A 17,286-nucleotide genomic window follows, 5' to 3' on the forward strand; every position below is an offset into this window, starting at 1 on the left:
TTTGGCCCCTTGCTCCACCCAAAGCCCCGAAAGGCCCACCCGATGATGACCCCGATGCCGACCATGTCGATTTGCAAAGCCGCCGCCAAAGCCTTCGCCCCACGCCTTTCAAGACCGGAACGCCATCATGTTTGACGCTGAACTCCCCCCCGCCCCCGCCGCCCGGCGCGACGAAGTCCACCTGTTGCTCCTGGCCGCGCGCAACTGCCGCTCGGCCCTCCTGGCCGTCGAGGACCTGCTGGCCGTCAGCGAGGCCGAACTCTGCCGCCTCAGCCTCAAGCCCGTGGGCGAGATCGTCGAGGCCAGCGTCCGCCTGAGAGGCGTCGACGCAGCCGCCGCCGAGCGCCTGGCCGCCCGCGCGAACGCCCAGCTGGGCGTCAGCTCGGCCCGGGTCGAGCATGTCTGGGGGCTCAAATGAGCCCCGAGGGCCCGGAGGTAAGACGCGCCTTCGTCATCGAGATGGACGACGAGACCGCCGCCGTGATGCGGGTCCTGGAAGCCTTCGCCCTCGGCGGCGCCCGCCTGACCGGCCTCGATCTCAAGCCTGAGGCGCAGGACGGCCTGAGGCTGAGGGTGATGGCGACGGGGCTGGACGATGCGCGCGCTGACCGCATCGGCCGGCGCGTCGGCGCCCTGCCCGTGGTCCGGGCCGTGGCCAGCGGCTGGATGTCGGGCTGAGGCCCGCGCCTCAACCGGCAACGGCCGCCTGGCGCCACTTGGCCTCGTCGACTCCGACGATCAGCAGCCACAGGCTCACTGCGCCCTCGCCGATCAGGCTGGGCAGCATGATCCAGGGGTCGACCGGCAGGTGCGGCGCCAGAAAGAAGATGAAATTGTTCGCCAGATAGCAGCCGCCGGCGAGCGCATAGAGCGCGCCGAGCCAGCGCGGAAAATAGCCGGAGCGGATCATCAGCCAGCCCTCGATCAGCAGGGCGACGCCGAAGAAGCCGAGCGCGACGGAAAAGCCCACGTCGTGCCACTTCAGCGCCAGGCGAGCCATGGCGGCGAGCTGAGCATGCGGAATGGCGGCCAGATCCGGCGATCCGCCGAGCAGCGTGATCGGGGCGAACTGGGTCCACGCGTTCATCGCGTTGATGGTGTTCTGGGTCAGGTCGAAGACGACCGCGATCAACGCCAGGAAGCGGCCTGTCGGCGCCAGCAGCCGGTAGAGGATCAGGCTGACCGGAATGGCGATCAGGTTGGTGATCATCTCGGCGGTGAAGCCTAGCCGAAACAGGCTCTCATGCGCCATGATCGCCCGGGCGGTGGCGGCCGGATCGCCGATCACCACCAGCCCCTGCCTCACGCCGACCTCGGCCCAGCCTCCGAGGATGATTATGGCGATGTAGAGCAGACCCGCGATGCGGGCCTCAAGACGGGGAAAGGTCGTGCGTTTCATGCGCCCAGCCTAGCGCGCCGCGGTCCAGCTTCCATGACTGCAGGGCTCAAAAGCTTGACGCTGGGCGACAGGCCGGCGTCTGGGCTCAGAGCCGCCCCTCGGCGACCATCCAGTCGTAGCAGTCCTTCACCATCACGCTCAGCGGCACGACCTTGTAGCCCAGCTCCCGCTGGGCCTTGGCCGAAGTGACGATATTCATCCCGCCCAGGCCCTCGGCGATTTCGGGCGTGATCGAGGGCTCCTGGCCGGTGAAGTTGCTGGCGAAGTCGCCGACCTGGGCGACGATCCTGATCAGCCAGGCCGGCATCGCTTTCTGCGGCGCCGGCTTGCCGAGCAGGCGTGCGATCTCCTGCACCAGCTCCAGCATGGTGCGGTTCTCGCCGCCCAGCAGGTACTGGCCGCCGTTCTCGCCGCGGTCGGCGGCGGCGATGTGCGCCTTCACCACTTCTTGGACGTGGGTGAAGGTCAGGCCCGCCGGCGGCACGCCCGGCAGCTTGTTGTCGCGCACCATCACGAACAGCCGCGACCAGGTGCCGATGTCATAGGGCCCCATGATGGCGCCCGGCTGCATGATCACCACCTCCAGGCCGCGCGGGACCGCGGCGCGGGCGATCTCCTGCGCCTGCCACTTGGTCAGCTCGTAGTTGACCCGCGACTGCGCCGCCCGACTGGGCGTGGTTTCATCGATCTCGCCCTCGACCGGGCCATAGGCCGAGATCGAGGAGGTCACCACCAGCCGCCGCACCCCCTTGGCCAGGGCCGCCTCGACCACGTTGCGGGTGCCGTCGACATTGTTGCGGGTCTGCTCGGCGTTCTTGCGCCGCCACATGCTGGTGTCGCCGGCGACGTGGAACAGGGTGTCGATACCATCCGGGATCGCCGCCAGCAGCGAGGCCTGGTCGGTGATCGAGCCCTCGGCCAGCCGCGGCGAGAAGCGGTTCAGCAGGCTGAGGTCGGACGAGCGCCGGTGCAGAGCCACGACATCCCAACCATCCGCCTTCAGCTGCTGGACCAGATTGAGCCCGACAAAGCCGGTCCCACCGGTGACGAACGCGGTGCGCCCCATGATTGCCCCCAAACAATTTGAACATTGATTAGATGGGAACTAACCACGGACCGGCCCCGCTTACCAGCCCTCGCCAGAATGCGGGTTCGACCGCCGGCGCGGACTGCGGCTTCAGCCCGCCGCCTTCACCCTACGCCGATAAGCGTGCAACAGCGGCTCAGTGTAGCCGCTGGGCTGCTCGACGCCCTTGAAGATCAGGTCGCTGGCGGCCTGGAAGGCAAGGCTGGTCGCGAAGTTCCCCGCCATGGGCTTGTAGAGCGGATCGCCGGCGTTCTGGCCGTCGACCACGGCGGCCATGCGGCGCAGGGCTTCCTCGACCTGGTCCCTGGTGCAGACGCCGTGGACCAGCCAGTTGGCGACCATCTGGCTGGAGATGCGCAAGGTAGCCCGATCCTCCATCAGCCCGACATTGTGGATGTCCGGCACCTTGGAACAGCCGACGCCCTGGTCGACCCAGCGCACCACATAGCCCAGGATGCCCTGGCAGTTGTTGTCCAGCTCCTGCTTGACCTCCTCCGGCGACCAGTTGCGTCCCTGGGCCACCGGCACGGTCAAAAGGCCGGAGAGCGGCGCACGCGGGCGCGACTTCAGCTCGGCCTGACGCTCGGCCACATCGACCTGGTGGTAGTGCAGGGCGTGCAGGGTGGCCGCGGTCGGCGACGGCACCCAGGCGGCGCTGGCCCCGGCCTTCAGCTGGCCGGCCTTGGTGGCCATCATCTCGGCCATCAGGTCGGGCATGGCCCACATGCCCTTGCCGATCTGGGCGCGGCCCGAGAAGCCGGTCATGAGGCCGTTGTCGACGTTCCAGTCCTCGTAGGTGATGAACCACGCCTGGGCCTTCATCTCGCCCTTGCGGACCATGGGACCCAGCTGCATGTCGGTGTGGATCTCGTCGCCTGTGCGGTCGAGGAAGCCGGTGTTGATGAACACCACGCGGTCCTTCACTGCGCGGATGCATTCCTTGAGGTTGACGCTGGTGCGGCGCTCCTCGTCCATCACCCCGATCTTCAAGGTGTGGCGCGGGTGGCCGGTCAAATCTTCGATGGCGTCGAACAGGTCGTTGGCGAAGGCGACCTCTTCCGGGCCGTGCATCTTCGGCTTGACGATATAGACGCCGCCCTTGCGGCTGTTGACGAACTTGCCCTGGCGCTTGAGGTCGATGTGGGCCAGGAGGCCCGTGATCACCCCGTCGACCACGCCCTCGGGCGCCTCGGAGCCGTCGGCCAGCTTGACCGCGTCGGTGGTCATCAGGTGGCCGACGTTCCTGAAGAACATCAGGCTGCGGCCCGGCAGGCTGATCTCGCCGCCGCCCACCGCAATATAGACGCGGTCGGGATTGAGGCCGCGTTCCAGGGTCTTGCCGCCCTTGTCGAAGCTGGCGGTCAACTCGCCGGTCAGAAGGCCCTTCATGTTGCGGTAGAGGCCGACCTTGTCCTCGGCGTCCACGGCTGCGACCGAATCCTCCAGGTCCATGATAGTGGTGACGGCGGATTCCAGGATGATGTCGGCGATGCCGGCCGGATCGGTCTTGCCCACCGGATGCTCGGGATCGATCACGATCTCCAGATGCAGGCCGTGGTGGCGGAGCAGGATGGCCGTCGGCGCATGGGCGTCACCTCGCCAGCCGCGCAGGGCGGTCGGGTCGGCCAGCTCGGTCTCCATGCCGTTCGTCAGGATCACGACCAGCTTGCCGTCCATGATCGCATAGCCGTCGGAGATGTCGTGCGAGCCGTGCAGCAGCGGTGCGCACTTGTCGAGCACCCGGCGGGCGCGGGCGATCACCCGCTCGCCGCGCACAGGATTGTAGGGCCCGCCGCGCTCGGCGCCGTCTTCTTCGGAAATGGCGTCGGTGCCGTAGAGGGCGTCGTAAAGGCTTCCCCAGCGGGCGTTGGCGGCGTTCAGCGCATAGCGCTGGTTGGATAGCGGCACCACCAGCTGCGGCCCGGCGGTCAGGGCGACCTCGTCGTCGACGTTCTGGGTGCCGATGGCGAAATCCGGCCCTTCGGGAACCAGGTAGCCGATTTCGCGCAAGTAAGCCTCGACCTCGGCGGGGGACGCCCCCTGGCCCTTGCGCGCGGCGTACCAGGCGTCGAGCTTGGCCTGCAGATCATCACGCTTCTTAAGCAGCGCGCGGTTGCGGGGGGTGAAGTCGTTGATCAGCTTGGCGAAGCCGGGCCAGAAGGCCGCCGGCGACAGGCCCGCCACCGGCAGGGCCTCGTCCTCGATGAAGCGCGCCAGCTCATCGGCGATAATCAGTCCTTCGCGCTGCGCGGCCATGTAGTATCCCCTCAAGCTGTATGCGATGTGCAGTCCAGCGCCTCTTGCGCCAAGCCTGCCGGTAGGTGAACACGGATCATCGGGCCTGCGGGCTACATCAGAGATGGGAGCCGCGCAATGAGGGCGATGCCCCTCGATACCGAAGTCTTAGGGCGCCGCGGCGAGATCGCCACAGCCTTGCGCAGGCTGATCGCGGCCGACAGCGTTATCGAAGATGCGGTGGGCCTGAAGCCCTACGAGACCGACGCCCTGACCGCCTATCAGCAGCCGCCCCTGGTCGTGGCCCTGCCGTCCAACACGGCCGAGGTTTCGGCGGTGCTCAGCTATTGCCACGCCAATGGGGTCAAGGTGGTGCCGCGCGGCGCCGGGACCTCGCTTTCGGGCGGGGCGCTGGGCCTGGCCGACGGGGTCACGGTGGGCCTGTCCAAGCTGAACCGGATCCTGAAGATTGACTACGAGAATCGGGTGGTAGTCGCCCAGCCGGGGGTGACCAACCTCGCCATCAGCCATGCGGTGGCCGAGCGCGGTTTTTATTACGCCCCCGACCCCTCCAGCCAGATCGCCTGCACCATCGGCGGCAATGTGGCGGAGAACTCCGGCGGGGTGCACTGCCTGAAATACGGCATGACCACCAACAACATCCTGGGCCTGGAGATGGTCCTGATCACCGGCGAGGTGATCCGGCTCGGTGGCGCGCACCTGGACGCCGGCGGCTACGACCTTTTGGGCCTGATGACCGGGTCGGAAGGGCTGCTGGGTATCGTCACCGAGGTCACGGTGCGCATTCTGCCGAAGCCCAGCCATGTGCGGGCCATGCTGCTGGGCTTTTCCTCCTGCGAGGCGGGCGGCGAATGCGTGGCCCGGGTGATCGGCGCCGGGATCATTCCCGCCGGCATGGAGATGATGGACCATCTCTCCACCAACGCCTCCGAGGACTTCATCCACGCCGGCTATCCCCGCGACGTCGAGGCCCTGCTGATCGTCGAGCTGGATGGGCCGGAGAGCGAAGTCGCCGAGACTATCGCCCGCATCCGCGCCATCGCCGAAGGGTGCGGCGCGATCTACGCCTCCGAAAGCAACAGCGACGAGGAACGGCTGCGCTTCTGGGCGGGGCGCAAGGCGGCGTTCCCGGCGCTGGGCAGCATCTCGCCGGATTATTACTGCATGGACGGGACCATTCCTCGCCGCCGCCTGCCGGAGGTGATGAAGCGGATCGCCGAGCTATCGGACCGCTACGGCCTGCGCGTGGCCAACGTGTTCCACGCCGGCGACGGCAACCTGCACCCGCTGATCCTGTACGACGCCAACAGGCCAGGCGAACTGGACATGGCCGAGGCCTTCGGCGACGAGATCCTCAAGCTCTGCGTCGAGGTCGGCGGGGTGCTGACCGGCGAGCACGGCGTCGGGGTGGAGAAGCGCGACCTGATGGGGGCCATGTTCAACCAGGCCGACCTTGACCAGCAGATGCGGGTCAAGTGCGCCTTCGACCCCAAGCACCTGCTCAACCCCGGCAAGGTGTTCCCTGAACTGAAGCGCTGCGCCGAACTCGGCCGGGTGCATGTGCACCGGGGTCAGGTGCGGTTTCCGGAGCTGCCGCGGTTTTGAGACGGATGACGCAAACAAAGCCCCTCCCCCTTGCGGGGAGGGGTTGGGGTGGGGGTTCCAGCGGCGTGGCCTGCCGCATGGGTGTCTCGCCCCCACCCCCTACCCCCTCCCCGCAAGGGGGAGGGGAATCATGATCCTCACCCCCTCCGATCTGGACTCCCTCGCCGACGCCGTCGCCGACGCCGCAGAAGCGCGCGAGCCGATCGAAATCCTCGGCGGCGGCGCCCTGCGGGCCATGGGCCGGCCGGTGAACGCGCCGCGCACCCTCTCGACCGCCAGGCTGGACAAGATCCACTTCTATGAACCCGACGAACTGGTGATCAGCCTCGAGGCCGGTGTTCCCCTCGACCTCGTCGAGCAGACCCTCGCCGCCTCGGGCCAGCAGCTGGCTTTCGAGCCGCCGGACTTCTCCCGCCTGCTCCAAACCGACGCCCCACGCACTATTGGAGGAACGATCGCCGCCAACTTTTCCGGCCCGCGCCGCTTCCAGGCGGGCGCTGCGCGCGACCATCTCCTGGGCTTCACCGCCGTCAACGGGCGGGGCGAGGTGGTCAAATCCGGCGGGCGAGTGGTCAAGAACGTCACCGGCTACGACCTCTCCAAGCTCGTCGCCGGGTCCTGGGGTACGCTGGCGGTGCTGTCGACCGTGACCTTGAAGGTGCTGCCCAGGCTAGAGACCTCCGCCAGCCTGGTGGTCCTGGGCGCCATGCCCGAGGCGGCTGTGCGCCTGTTCGCCCGAGCCCTGTCCCATCCCCTAGATGTCACCGGCGCCGCCTGGCTGCCGCACGGCCCCTGGGGCGAGCGGCCGGCGGCGGTGCTGCGCGTGGAAGGCTTCGCCCGCTCGGTGGCCGAGCGGCTGGACCTTCTCGCCGACCTTGACGAGGGCGCGGCCAGCCTCCGGCTAGACGAGGCTGAAAGCGAGGCGCTGTGGCGCGGCGTGCGTGACGGCGACCCGCTCGCCGCGGGCGAAGCCGCAATCTGGCGGATATCCGTTCCGCCCCTGGCCGGCCCTGAACTCCTGGCCGCCGTTCCTGACTCGCCGGCCTATCTCGACTGGGCCGGCGGCCTTGCCTGGATGGCGGTCCCGCCGGAGCCCGCCCTTGGCGTCGGGCGGATCGCCGCCGTCCTCGCCCGTCACGGCGGCCACGCCAGCATGGTGCGGGCGCCGGCAGAGCTTCGCGCCGCCATCGACGCCCCTCCGGCCCTACCCGCCCCGCTGGCCGCCCTGACCGCCCGGGTCAAGGACGCCTTCGACCCTCTGCGCGTGCTCAATCCCGGCCGCCTCTACAGGGATCTCTGAGCCGATGCGCACCAATTTCAGCGACGCTCAGCTGGCCGACGCCGACACCCGCGAGAGCGAGCAGATCCTGAGGAACTGCGTCCACTGCGGCTTCTGCCAGGCCACCTGCCCGACCTACACCCTGCTTGGCGACGAACTCGACAGTCCCCGCGGCCGCATCTACCTGATCAAGGACATGCTGGAGACAGGCCGCCCGGCCGGCCCGCGCGAGGCCAAGCACATCGACCGGTGCCTCTCATGCCTCTCCTGCATGACCACCTGTCCTTCCGGCGTCCACTACGGCCACCTGGTCGACCACGCCCGCGCCTGGATTGAACAGACCTACAAGCGGCCCCGGTCGGAGCGGTTGGTGCGGTCAATGCTGGCCTGGCTGATGCCCCGCCGCGGCGCTTTCCGCCTCGCTGCGCGCCTGGGCGGGCTGGCGCGGCCCTTCGCCGGCCTGCTGCCCGGCCCGCTGCAGACCATGGCCCGGCTCGCCCCCGCGAAGGTCGCCGGACCCGCCGCCGTCGACCGGCCGCAGGTGTTTCTCGCCAAGGGCCAGCGCCGGATGCGGGTCGCGATGCTGTCGGGCTGCGTCCAGCCGGTGCTCTCTCCTGAGATCAACGCCGCCACCATACGCCTCCTGACCCGCCACGGCTGCGAAGTGGTGGTCGCCCGCGGCGTAGGGTGCTGCGGAGCCCTGCCGCACCACCTCGGCAAGACCGATCCGGCGCTCGTCATGGCGCGCGCCAATATCGACGCCTGGACCCGCGAGCTGGACGGCGCCGGCCTCGATGCGGTGGTGGTCAACGCCTCCGGCTGCGGCGTGGTGGTCAAGGACTACGGCCACATGCTGCGCGAAGACCCCGCCTACGCCGCCAAGGCCGCCCGCATCGCCGCCCTGGCCCGCGATCCAGCGGAAATTCTTACCGAGCTCGGCCTGATGAGCCCGACCGCCCAAATCGGCCTGAGCATCGCCTACCACCCGGCCTGTTCGATGCAGCACGGCCAGAAGATCCGCGACGAGCCCAAGGCTCTGCTGCGCGCCGCAGGCTTCGAAGTGCGCGAAATCCGCGACGCCCACCTCTGCTGCGGCTCGGCCGGGACCTACAACATCCTGCAGCCCGAGATCGCCGGCCAATTGCGCGAGCAGAAGGCCGGCCACATCCGGGCGACCGGCGCCGACCTCGTAGCCAGTGGCAATATCGGCTGCATCACCCATCTTTCCGGTGCGGCGGGCCGCCCGGTCGTCCACACGGTCGAACTGCTCGACTGGGCGACCGGTGGGCCAAAGCCCGCCGCCCTCGCAGGCCGCTCCACGATCTGATAGTCAGGGCGCAAGAAGACTTCACCGGAGACGCCTTGACGCGCGTTCGCTCCATCCAGGCGCTCAGGGCGCTGGCCGCCCTGTCGGTCGTGCTCTACCACGCCTGCCAGTGGGCCAATGCCGGCTTCGCCATCGGTGCGGCGGGGGTCGACATCTTCTTCGTCATCTCTGGCTTTGTCATGTGGACCACGATCCAGGACCCGGGCCTGACGCCGGGCCGGTTCGTGCAGCGCCGCTTCTGGCGCGTGGCGCCAGCCTATTGGCTGGTCACCGCCATCGTCGCCGCCGTCGCCCTGGCCGCGCCCAACCTGATGTCCAAGGTCTATGTGACCCCCAGCCACGCCCTCCTGTCCTTCGCCTTCATCCAGCACGACGATCCCTCGGGCGTGCCGTTTCCCTTGCTGCCGGTGGGCTGGAGCCTGAACTACGAGGCGATCTTCTACGCCATCGTCGCCTTCGCGCTTTTGGCGCCCGCAAGGCGGCGGTTCGGCCGCATCGCCGGGGGGCTCATCGGGGTGATGCTGCTGGGCATCGTCCCGCCCATCTCCCTGTTCCTGCTGGGCCAGGAGCGGCTGGGCGAGGTCTTCCAGAAGCCGTTCTTCCTGTTCGCCAACCCGATGATGATGCAGTTCCTGGCCGGGGTGGTGATCGCCAAGCTGAGGCTGGAACGCCGCCTGCCGCGACACGGCGCCGGCTGGGGGCTGGTGATGACGGCGCTCATCATGTTCGTCGTCTTGTCCTTCTTCGACCTCTACGCCAGCCTCTGGCGGCCGATCCTCTGGGGGACCCCGGCGGCCCTCTTGGTCGCGGGCGCGGTCAGCCTGGAAGCGGACGGTCGGGTGCTGGCGAACCGCCTGACCGACCGCCTGGGCGAGGCGTCCTATTCGCTCTACCTCTGCCACTGGCCGGTGGTGGTGATCCTGGCCAATACGATCGGCGTGGCCCGGCCGGCCCTGTTCGTGCCCCTGGCCTTCGGAAGTGCGGTCGCCGCCGGCCTCATCTACTGGCGGCTGGTCGAACGACCGCTGGCGCGTGTGCGCCTCAGCCTGAAACCTCAGCTGGCGGCGGAGCCTGCCGCCAGCTGATCCAGCCTCAAGCCGCCGCTTCCCGCTCCAGCAGCGCCCGCTTGCGCTCCACGCCCCAGCGATAGCCGGACAGGTCGCCGTCCTGCCGCACTACCCGGTGGCAGGGGATGGCCACCGCCAGGCTGTTGGCGGCGCAGGCCTGGGCGACGGCGCGGACGGCCCTGGGCGCGCCGATCTTCTCGGCGATCGCCTGATAGCTGGCGGTCTCGCCGACCGGGATCTGACGCAGGGCGCTCCACACCCTCTGCTGGAAGGCGGTGCCGCGCACGTCCAGCGGCAGGTCCAGCCCCACCTGCGGCTGCTCCACCAGGCCGATCACCTGCGCGACCCACTGTTCATAAGCCGCATCGGCGCCCACCAGCCGCGCCTTGGGGAAGCGGTCCTGCAGGTCGCGCACCAGGGCGTCCGGGTCGTCGCCCAGCAGGATGGCGCAGACCCCCTTGTCCGACTGCGCCACCAGGATTGCGCCCAGGGAGCACTGGCCGACGGCGAAGCGGATCTCGGCCCCCACCCCGCCGGCGCGCCAGGCCTTGGGCGTCATGCCCAGCATCGGCCCCGCCGCCTCGTAGAAGCGGCTGGAGGCGTTGAAGCCGGCGTCATAGAGGGCCTCGGTCACTGATCCGGCCCTCGGCAGGGCCTCGCGCACCCGCTCCGCCCGGTGGGCGGCGGCATAGGCGCGGGGCGTCACCCCGGTGACCGCCTTGAACACCCGGTGGAAGTGGAACGGGCTGAGGCCCGCGGCGCGGGCGAGGTCTTCCAGTTGCGGCGGGGTCTCGGCCGCCTCAATGCGGCGGCAGACCTCAGCGACCATGGCCGCCTCGCGCTGCTCGCGCGGCGCCTCGTTGGGCCGGCAGCGCTTGCAGGGGCGAAAGCCCGCCGCCTCGGCCGCCGCCGGGGTCAGGTGGTACGCGACGTTCTTTGGATTGGCCAGGCGCGCGGCGCAGGACGGCCGGCAATAGACCCCCGTCGAGCGGACGGAATAGAAGAAGCTTCCATCAGCCGCCTTGTCGCGGGCGACGATTGCGCTCCAGCGGGGATCCTGGTCGGCGGGACGGCTCATCGTGTGGACCATAGCGTCCATGGGACTGTTCCTTTCAAGCATCCATATCGTGAGCCGGACCATGGCCGCCAAGCCAAGGCCCCGCACTCCGCCGCTTGCGATTGAATTGAAGCCCCGTTCCGCGCCGCGAGTTTCCGCGCTAAGCCTCGCCGATGACCGACACCGCCAAACTCGCCGCCTTCGTGGATCAGGTCTGGGATCAGGAGATCATCCCCACCCTGACCGACTACATCCGCATCCCCAACAAGTCGCCGATGTTCGACCCTGACTGGGCTGCACACGGCTACATGGACCGGGCCGTCGCCCTGTTCGAGGCCTGGGCAAGGCCCAAGGTCGAGGCCATCCCCGGCGCCACCATCGAGGTCATACGCCTGGACGGCCGCACGCCGGTGATCTTCGCGGTCATCCCGGGCGATGGCCCGACCACCCTGCTCTACGGCCACCTTGACAAGCAGCCGGAGATGACCGGCTGGGCTGAGGGCTTCGGCCCCTGGGAGCCGGTGATCAAGGACGGCAAGCTCTATGGTCGCGGCGGGGCCGATGACGGCTACGCCCTGTTCGGCGCCCTGACCGCGATCATGGGCCTGCGCGAGCAGGGCATAGCCCACGGGCGCTGCGTGATCCTGATCGAGGCCTGTGAGGAGAGCGGCAGCTACGACCTGCCCTTCTATGTCGAGCATCTGGCGGAGCGGATCGGCCAGCCCAGTCTGGTGATCTGCCTGGATTCCGGTTGCGGCAACTATGACCAGCTGTGGCTGACCACTTCGCTGCGCGGCCTGACGGGCGGAACCCTGAAGGTCGAGGTGCTGGAGGAAGGCGTCCATTCCGGTTCGGCCTCGGGCATCGTCCCCTCCAGCTTCCGCATCCTGCGCCAGCTGATCGCCCGGATAGAGGACCAGGACACTGGCCAGGTGCGCCCCGACGCCTTCGCCGCCGAAATCCCTGCGGCACGGGTCGCCCAGGCCAACAAGGCGGCCGAGGCCCTGGGCGAGGAGGTCTGGCGCGCCATGCCCTTCATCCCAGGCATGAGGCCGGTCACCGACGACCCTACCGAGCTGTTGCTGAACCGCACCTGGCGGCCGCAGCTCGCGGTGACCGGCGCCGCCGGACTGCCGCCGATCGAGAACGCCGGCAACGTACTGCGCCCCTTCACCACGGCCAAGCTCAGCCTGCGCCTGCCGCCTACCGCCGACGCCGAGGCCGCTGGCGACGCCCTGAAGGCGCTCCTCGAACGCGACCCGCCCTATGGGGCCAAGATCAGCTTCACCCCCGACCACGCCGGCGCCGGCTGGAACGCACCGGACCTGGCGCCCTGGCTCGAAGCCTCGCTGGAGCGCGCCTCAACCGCGGCTTTCGGCAAGCCGGCGGCCATGATCGGCGAAGGCGGCAGCATCCCCTTCATGGGCATGCTGGGCGAACGCTTCCCGGCGGCGCAATTCGTCATCACCGGCGTGCTCGGCCCACACTCCAACGCCCACGGCCCCAACGAATTCCTGCACATCCAGATGGGCAAGAACGTCACTGCCTGCATGGCGATGATCCTGGAGGATCACGTCAAGGCGATGGGCTGAACCTCACCGCTGCTGCGGCGGGATATCCTTCAGCCGCGCCGTCAAAGCCGCGATCTCCTCCGGAGAGCGCTTCAGGCGCACGCGCTTTTCCGAAGGCGGCTGACGCGTGGCCGAGGCGCCCTCGCGCCACTCGTGCGCCGGCCGGATAGGGCGGGCCTGGAAGCCGCCGCCGCAGTTGGGGCAGACATTGGCCAGATGCGCCTCCACGCAATCGGCGCAGAAGGTGCATTCGTAGCTGCAGATCCGCGCCTCCAGGCTGGCCGGCGGCAGGTCCTTGTCGCACCATTCGCAATTGGGCCGCAGTTCCAGCGCCATGGTCGTCCTCCCTCGGCAGACCCGACCATGGCGGTCGGAGCCGACCGAAGCAAAGGACAATTCCGCCTCGATCGCCGCCATCAATATCGCGCCCGGACGGTCACGCCGAAGGTCCTGGGGTCGCCCGGCAGGGCCGTCAGCGCCCCGGTATTGCCGACACCCGCGCCGACGAAGCTGAAATAGTCGGCGTCGAACAGGTTCTTGGCCCAGATGTCGGCGTCCCAGCGCCCGTCCCGCGAACGCAGGCCCAGGCGGGCGTTGACCAGGGTCAGGGCCGGCAGCCTGCTATAGATGGAATCCGTCGCCGCCGAATAAAGCGAACTGCGGTAGCTGTAGTCGACGCCGGCATAGGCCTCCGCCTCGTGCGGCCCCAGCGCCAGGCCATGGCTGTATTCGCCGCCCGCTGACGCCGCCCAACGCGGGGTCCCGCCCAGGGGCCGGCCGCTGAGGTCGCAATGCGGCTGGTTCACATGCTCCAGGCCGCAGGGCGCGTCGGCATAGGAAATATAGGTCGCCTCGTCCCAGGTGGCCGAGGCGTAGAGCGACAGCCCGTCGATCGGCTGGGCCTGGGCGTCCAGCTCGAAACCCCGCGAACGCACCTTGGGAATGTTGGACAGATACTGCTTGGCCGTCGCCGGGTCGGTGATGTTGGCCTGATAGTCGCTGTCCTCCTGCCAGAACCCGTCGGCGTTCAGGGTCACATGGCCGTCCAGCAGGCGCGTCTTCAGGCCGACCTCGTAGCTGTCGATCGATTCCGGCGCCACCACAGGGCTCACGCCCGCAGGCAACTGGGTCAGGTTCAGCCCGCCCGACTTGAAACCCCGGGCATAGGTCGCATAGGCCAGCACGTCGCTGGTCACCTGATAGGCGATGTTGGCCTGGCCTGAGACGTCGCCCTTGCCATCGCGGATGCTGAAGGCCACCGACCGGCCCAGCGCCAAGCGATAGGGGGCGAAGGCCGCCAAAGCGCCGGTCAGCGGGACCCCGCCGGAAGCCAACTGGTGGAACCGACCGTTCTTGTCGTCATAGGTGTAGCGCAAGCCCCCGGTCAGGCTGAGGCGCGAGGTGAAATGCCAGGTCGCCTGGCCGAAGGCGGCATAGCTCGTCGTATCGAAACTGCCGGTCCCGGTCAGGGTATAGCCGCTGGCCACCGCCGAGGGGACCGCCGCGCCTAGGAAGAAGGCGCTGCCCGCGTCGCCGAACTGCTGCAGAATGCGCGCATCCACCTGTTCGCGGAAATAGTAGAGGCCGGCGACATAGTCGATCCGGTTGACCCCGGTCGAGGCGATCCTCAACTCCTGGCTCAGCTGGTTCTGGGCGTCGGCGTTCTGGCTGTAGGTCAGGACCGACAGGGGCGTGTAGTCGGAGTCGTTCGACGGCCACCAGTTCCAGAACCGCCAGGCGGTGATCGACGTGATCACCGCCTTGGGCAGGCTCCATTCCGTCTGAAGCGAGATCCCGCCGGTCTCTTGGCGCGCCTGGACCTTGGAATTGGTGTCCGCCTTGCGGGCGAAAGGGTCCAGCAGCGGCGTATAGCCCAGGCCCTCGACGATCCTGACGAAGTTCTTGCCGTTGGGCGGCAGGACCGCACCGGCCAGGACCAGGTCGCAGCAATTGGCGTCCTGTTTGGAATAGTCGGCGATCAGTTTGACCTTGAGGTCCGATGTCGGGACCCACAGCAATTGGCCGCGTGCGGTCAGGTTGAGATAGCCGTTGACCTTGTCGCCAGTGGCAAGGTTGGTCACTGTACCCTCGCGGGTGCTGCTGGCCAGCGACAGGCGGCCCGCCAGCTGGTCGTCGATCAAGGGGCCCGAGACCTGGGCCTTGGTCTGGAACAGGCCGTAGTCGCCGCCCGTCAGCTCCAGGCTGGCTTCCGGCTTGAAGCTCGGCGCGGCGCTGGTGATGCTGATGGCGCCGGCGGTGGTGTTCTTGCCGAACAGGGTGCCCTGCGGCCCGCGCAGCACCTCGATGCGATCGACGTCGGCCAGCTCGAAGGTCGCGGCCGCTGGGCGGTCATAATAGACCTGATCCACGTAGAAGCCGACGCCCGGCTCCAGCCCGTCGCTGGCCAGGCCGACATTGGCCCCCAGCCCCCGGATGTTGATGTTGGCGTTGCGGGCGTTGAAGAAGGTGAACTGGATGCTGGGCACGAACTGGGACACCTGGGCGATGCCCGTGGTGTCGGTCTTGGCCAGCAGGGCGCCGCCGAGCACAGTCAGGGCGATCGGCACTTTCTGAGAATCCTCTGAGCGATGACGGGCGGTGACCACGATCTGGCTGACCGCAGCGTCATCGAGGCCCGGAGAGGCGGCGGCCGCGGCGGCGCTGTCGGCCGCTCGAGCGGGGCTGGCCAGGACGGCCAGGGCGGTGGCGCCCATCAGGCCAGCCAGGAGCGATCGCGGGCTCGGGGCGCGGGCGGGGATGCGATAGGGCGGGTTCATGGCGGCCTCGGACTTTCATGAGAGGGATCGTCTTTTCGGCCCGGCCGATGCTGAGGGAGTCGGCGGGCGGCCCTAGCTGCTGATCGAGACCGCAGCGCGTTTCACGCCAGTTTTTCTATAATCACTATCAATTCAATATGAATTAAGCGGACGCCCGATCGATCCCCAACCCAGTGGGAGGCCCAACCGGAACGAGCAGCAGAAGTCGCCATGATATTGAATTATCCGTGATATTTCACTCGCCGCCCTACTTTTGGGACAGAGCAGCGCCCGTCGCTTGCACGCGACAAGATGCCGGGCGGGCGCCGCCGCGCCGATCAATTACATATAATTTTGATAGGAATAATAGTTTTTCTTCGTTGCCGGGAGACCGCCCCGTTTCGCAACCTCAAGGTCCTGACGACAGCGCCAACGAGGCCGGTTCATGCCCGCATCATCACCGCCTGCAGCCGACACGCCGCCGGCCTGGCGCCTGGTCGCCTTCTCCCTGATCACCTTGCCGATCGCCGGCGCCGGCCTGCCGCTGGCGGTCTATCTGCCCGCCTACTATGCCCTTGAGGGCGGCCTGGGCCTGACCGTAGTCGGCCTGGTGTTCATGGTCGGGCGCCTCTGGGACGCCGCCGCCGATCCTCTGGTGGGCGTCCTTTCCGACCGCACGCGGACCCGCTTCGGCCGCCGCCGGCCCTGGATCGCAGCAGGCGCCGTCCTGTTCGCCCTGGCCTCGATCGCGCTGTTCTCCCCGCCGGCGCGGCCGAGCCCGACCTATCTCGCCGCCGGACTCGCCGTCTTCTATCTGGGCTGGACCATGATCCAGATTCCGGTGTCCGCCTGGGCCGGGGATCTGGCGCGCGGCTACCATCAGCGCAGCCGGGTCGCGACCTATGTCCAGACCATGTCGGCGGCGGGCCTTCTGCTGGTGCTGGTGCTGCCGGCGCTGATCGACCAGGTCTGGCCCGACCAGGCCCGCGCCAAACTGCTGGCCATGGGCGGCTTCATCCTGGCGACTCTCGTCCCCGGCCTGGCGGGCGCACTGTTCGCGGTGCGCGAGCCCGCCGCCAGCCCACAGGCTCCGGCCGCGCCCTCGGCGCTCGAGACCCTCGGCGCGGCGGCGCGCGATCCCCTCCTGCTGCGCGTCCTGGGCTCGGACTTCGCCGTCACCCTCGGCCAGACCATTCGCGGCTCGCTCTTCGTCTTCTTCGTGGTCGGCTATATGGGCCTGCCGAAGTGGGGCAGCCTGTTGTTCCTGCTGCAGTTCGTGTTCGGCGTCTTCGCCGGCCCCATCTGGCTGCAGGTCGGCTACCGCTTCGGCAAGGGCCGCACCGCCGTGGCGGCCGAGCTGGTCCAGGCGGCGATCAACCTCGGCCTCCTGTTCGTCGCGCCGGGCCAGTTCGCCGCCCTGCTGACCCTGACAATCGCCCAGGGCCTGGCCCAGGGCTCCGGCAATCTGATGTTGCGCTCGATCGTGGCCGATCTGGCCGACCGCCAGCGCCTGACATCGGGCCAGGAGCGTTCGGGCGTCTTGTTCTCGGTGTTCAGCCTCTCGGGCAAGGCGGCGACCGCCGCCGCGGTTGGCCTCGCCCTGCCCCTGGTGGCGGCGCTCGGCTTCCATCCCGGCGGCCACAACACGAACACGGCCTTGCAAGGGCTCAAGCTGGTCTTCGCCCTCGGCCCGGCCCTCTCGCACCTCGTCTCGGCCTCGCTGGTCCTGGGCTTTCCCCTGGACGAGCGGCGCCATGCCGAAATCCGCCGCGCGCTCGAAGCCCGCGACGGCGCCGCCGGCCTCTCGCCGTCCGGCTCCCTGGGCGTCCCGGCCCCTGCCGAGTGACGCCGCCTCTGCACTTCCCAACCGCCCCCAGGGCGA

14 protein-coding genes are annotated in these 17,286 nt (G+C 68.7%); 8 read left to right on the forward strand and 6 right to left on the reverse strand.

Annotation, left to right across the window (positions count from 1 at the left end):
- The first annotated feature begins 127 nt into the window (after nucleotides 1-127).
- Together KCG34_RS09720 and KCG34_RS09725 are read left to right on the forward strand one after the other, a co-directional pair.
- The gene (locus KCG34_RS09720; protein ID WP_211940164.1) at nucleotides 128-418 is read left to right on the forward strand and encodes a hypothetical protein; all 291 of its coding nucleotides are present in this window, start codon (nucleotides 128-130) and stop codon (nucleotides 416-418) included.
- Complete coding sequence (locus tag KCG34_RS09725; RefSeq protein ID WP_211940165.1) at nucleotides 415-678, forward strand: hypothetical protein; 264 nt, start codon at nucleotides 415-417, stop codon at nucleotides 676-678. Before KCG34_RS09720 ends, KCG34_RS09725 begins: the two co-directional genes overlap by 4 nt.
- A 10-nt stretch (nucleotides 679-688) precedes the next feature.
- Here KCG34_RS09725 and KCG34_RS09730 read toward each other — a convergent pair whose 3' ends face one another.
- The 3 genes from KCG34_RS09730 to KCG34_RS09740 all read right to left on the reverse strand — a co-directional run bounded on the left by KCG34_RS09730 (nucleotide 689) and on the right by KCG34_RS09740 (nucleotide 4,742).
- Nucleotides 689-1,399, reverse strand: coding sequence for a DUF4386 domain-containing protein (locus KCG34_RS09730; protein WP_211940166.1), 711 nt, complete (start codon nucleotides 1,397-1,399; stop codon nucleotides 689-691).
- Between the two features lie 85 nt (nucleotides 1,400-1,484).
- Nucleotides 1,485-2,465, reverse strand: coding sequence for an SDR family oxidoreductase (locus KCG34_RS09735; RefSeq protein ID WP_211940167.1), 981 nt, complete (start codon nucleotides 2,463-2,465; stop codon nucleotides 1,485-1,487).
- Nucleotides 2,466-2,576: 111 nt separating this feature from the next.
- Entirely contained in the window at nucleotides 2,577-4,742 is a 2,166-nt protein-coding gene (locus KCG34_RS09740) for a malate synthase G (protein ID WP_211940168.1), read from the reverse strand.
- Nucleotides 4,743-4,859: 117 nt separating this feature from the next.
- Here KCG34_RS09740 and KCG34_RS09745 point away from each other — a divergent pair, with 117 nt between their 5' ends.
- The 4 genes from KCG34_RS09745 (at nucleotide 4,860) to KCG34_RS09760 (ending at nucleotide 10,038) form a co-directional block, all read left to right on the forward strand.
- The gene (locus tag KCG34_RS09745) at nucleotides 4,860-6,347 is read left to right on the forward strand and encodes an FAD-linked oxidase C-terminal domain-containing protein (RefSeq protein ID WP_249138280.1); all 1,488 of its coding nucleotides are present in this window, start codon (nucleotides 4,860-4,862) and stop codon (nucleotides 6,345-6,347) included.
- A gap of 130 nt (nucleotides 6,348-6,477) precedes the next feature.
- Complete coding sequence (locus tag KCG34_RS09750; RefSeq protein WP_211940169.1) at nucleotides 6,478-7,647, forward strand: FAD-binding protein; 1,170 nt, start codon at nucleotides 6,478-6,480, stop codon at nucleotides 7,645-7,647.
- Nucleotides 7,648-7,651: 4 nt separating this feature from the next.
- Nucleotides 7,652-8,953, forward strand: a complete 1,302-nt coding sequence (gene glcF, locus KCG34_RS09755; protein WP_211940170.1) for a glycolate oxidase subunit GlcF — start codon at nucleotides 7,652-7,654, stop codon at nucleotides 8,951-8,953.
- Nucleotides 8,954-8,988: 35 nt separating this feature from the next.
- Nucleotides 8,989-10,038 (forward strand): acyltransferase family protein, encoded by a 1,050-nt coding sequence (locus tag KCG34_RS09760; RefSeq protein ID WP_211940171.1) that lies wholly within the window; start codon nucleotides 8,989-8,991, stop codon nucleotides 10,036-10,038.
- Between the two features lie 7 nt (nucleotides 10,039-10,045).
- Here the strand turns inward: KCG34_RS09760 and ada are convergent, their stop codons facing one another.
- Entirely contained in the window at nucleotides 10,046-11,119 is a 1,074-nt protein-coding gene (ada, locus tag KCG34_RS09765) for a bifunctional DNA-binding transcriptional regulator/O6-methylguanine-DNA methyltransferase Ada (protein WP_211940172.1), read from the reverse strand.
- 131 nt (nucleotides 11,120-11,250) lie between these two features.
- On the opposite strand from ada, the gene KCG34_RS09770 reads away from it, so the two are divergent.
- Entirely contained in the window at nucleotides 11,251-12,669 is a 1,419-nt protein-coding gene (locus KCG34_RS09770) for a M20 family metallopeptidase (RefSeq protein ID WP_211940173.1), read from the forward strand.
- A 3-nt stretch (nucleotides 12,670-12,672) separates the two neighbouring features.
- Here the strand turns inward: KCG34_RS09770 and KCG34_RS09775 are convergent, their stop codons facing one another.
- Together KCG34_RS09775 and KCG34_RS09780 are read right to left on the reverse strand one after the other, a co-directional pair.
- Entirely contained in the window at nucleotides 12,673-12,984 is a 312-nt protein-coding gene (locus tag KCG34_RS09775) for a DUF1272 domain-containing protein (protein WP_211940174.1), read from the reverse strand.
- Nucleotides 12,985-13,064: 80 nt separating this feature from the next.
- Nucleotides 13,065-15,425 (reverse strand): TonB-dependent receptor, encoded by a 2,361-nt coding sequence (locus KCG34_RS09780; RefSeq protein ID WP_211940175.1) that lies wholly within the window; start codon nucleotides 15,423-15,425, stop codon nucleotides 13,065-13,067.
- 424 nt (nucleotides 15,426-15,849) lie between these two features.
- On the opposite strand from KCG34_RS09780, the gene KCG34_RS09785 reads away from it, so the two are divergent.
- A complete protein-coding gene (locus KCG34_RS09785; protein ID WP_211940176.1) occupies nucleotides 15,850-17,250 on the forward strand; it encodes an MFS transporter in 1,401 nt (466 codons plus the stop codon).
- The last annotated feature ends 36 nt before the right edge of the window (nucleotides 17,251-17,286 follow it).

Origin of the sequence: Phenylobacterium montanum, assembly GCF_018135625.1 — a bacterium.
Taxonomy (GTDB): Bacteria; Pseudomonadota; Alphaproteobacteria; order Caulobacterales; family Caulobacteraceae; genus Poindextera; species Poindextera montana.

Coding starts and splice junctions, on each gene's coding strand:
- glcF (WP_211940170.1), top strand. CDS start 7,652: ATGCGCACCAATTTCAGCGACGCTCAGCTGGCCGACGCCGACACCCGC.
- KCG34_RS09770 (WP_211940173.1), top strand. CDS start 11,251: ATGACCGACACCGCCAAACTCGCCGCCTTCGTGGATCAGGTCTGGGAT.
- KCG34_RS09720 (WP_211940164.1), top strand. CDS start 128: ATGTTTGACGCTGAACTCCCCCCCGCCCCCGCCGCCCGGCGCGACGAA.
- KCG34_RS09735 (WP_211940167.1), bottom strand. CDS start 2,465: ATGGGGCGCACCGCGTTCGTCACCGGTGGGACCGGCTTTGTCGGGCTC.
- KCG34_RS09740 (WP_211940168.1), bottom strand. CDS start 4,742: ATGGCCGCGCAGCGCGAAGGACTGATTATCGCCGATGAGCTGGCGCGC.
- KCG34_RS09745 (WP_249138280.1), top strand. CDS start 4,860: ATGAGGGCGATGCCCCTCGATACCGAAGTCTTAGGGCGCCGCGGCGAG.
- KCG34_RS09780 (WP_211940175.1), bottom strand. CDS start 15,425: ATGAACCCGCCCTATCGCATCCCCGCCCGCGCCCCGAGCCCGCGATCG.
- KCG34_RS09775 (WP_211940174.1), bottom strand. CDS start 12,984: ATGGCGCTGGAACTGCGGCCCAATTGCGAATGGTGCGACAAGGACCTG.
- KCG34_RS09750 (WP_211940169.1), top strand. CDS start 6,478: ATGATCCTCACCCCCTCCGATCTGGACTCCCTCGCCGACGCCGTCGCC.
- KCG34_RS09725 (WP_211940165.1), top strand. CDS start 415: ATGAGCCCCGAGGGCCCGGAGGTAAGACGCGCCTTCGTCATCGAGATG.
- ada (WP_211940172.1), bottom strand. CDS start 11,119: ATGGACGCTATGGTCCACACGATGAGCCGTCCCGCCGACCAGGATCCC.
- KCG34_RS09785 (WP_211940176.1), top strand. CDS start 15,850: ATGCCCGCATCATCACCGCCTGCAGCCGACACGCCGCCGGCCTGGCGC.
- KCG34_RS09730 (WP_211940166.1), bottom strand. CDS start 1,399: ATGAAACGCACGACCTTTCCCCGTCTTGAGGCCCGCATCGCGGGTCTG.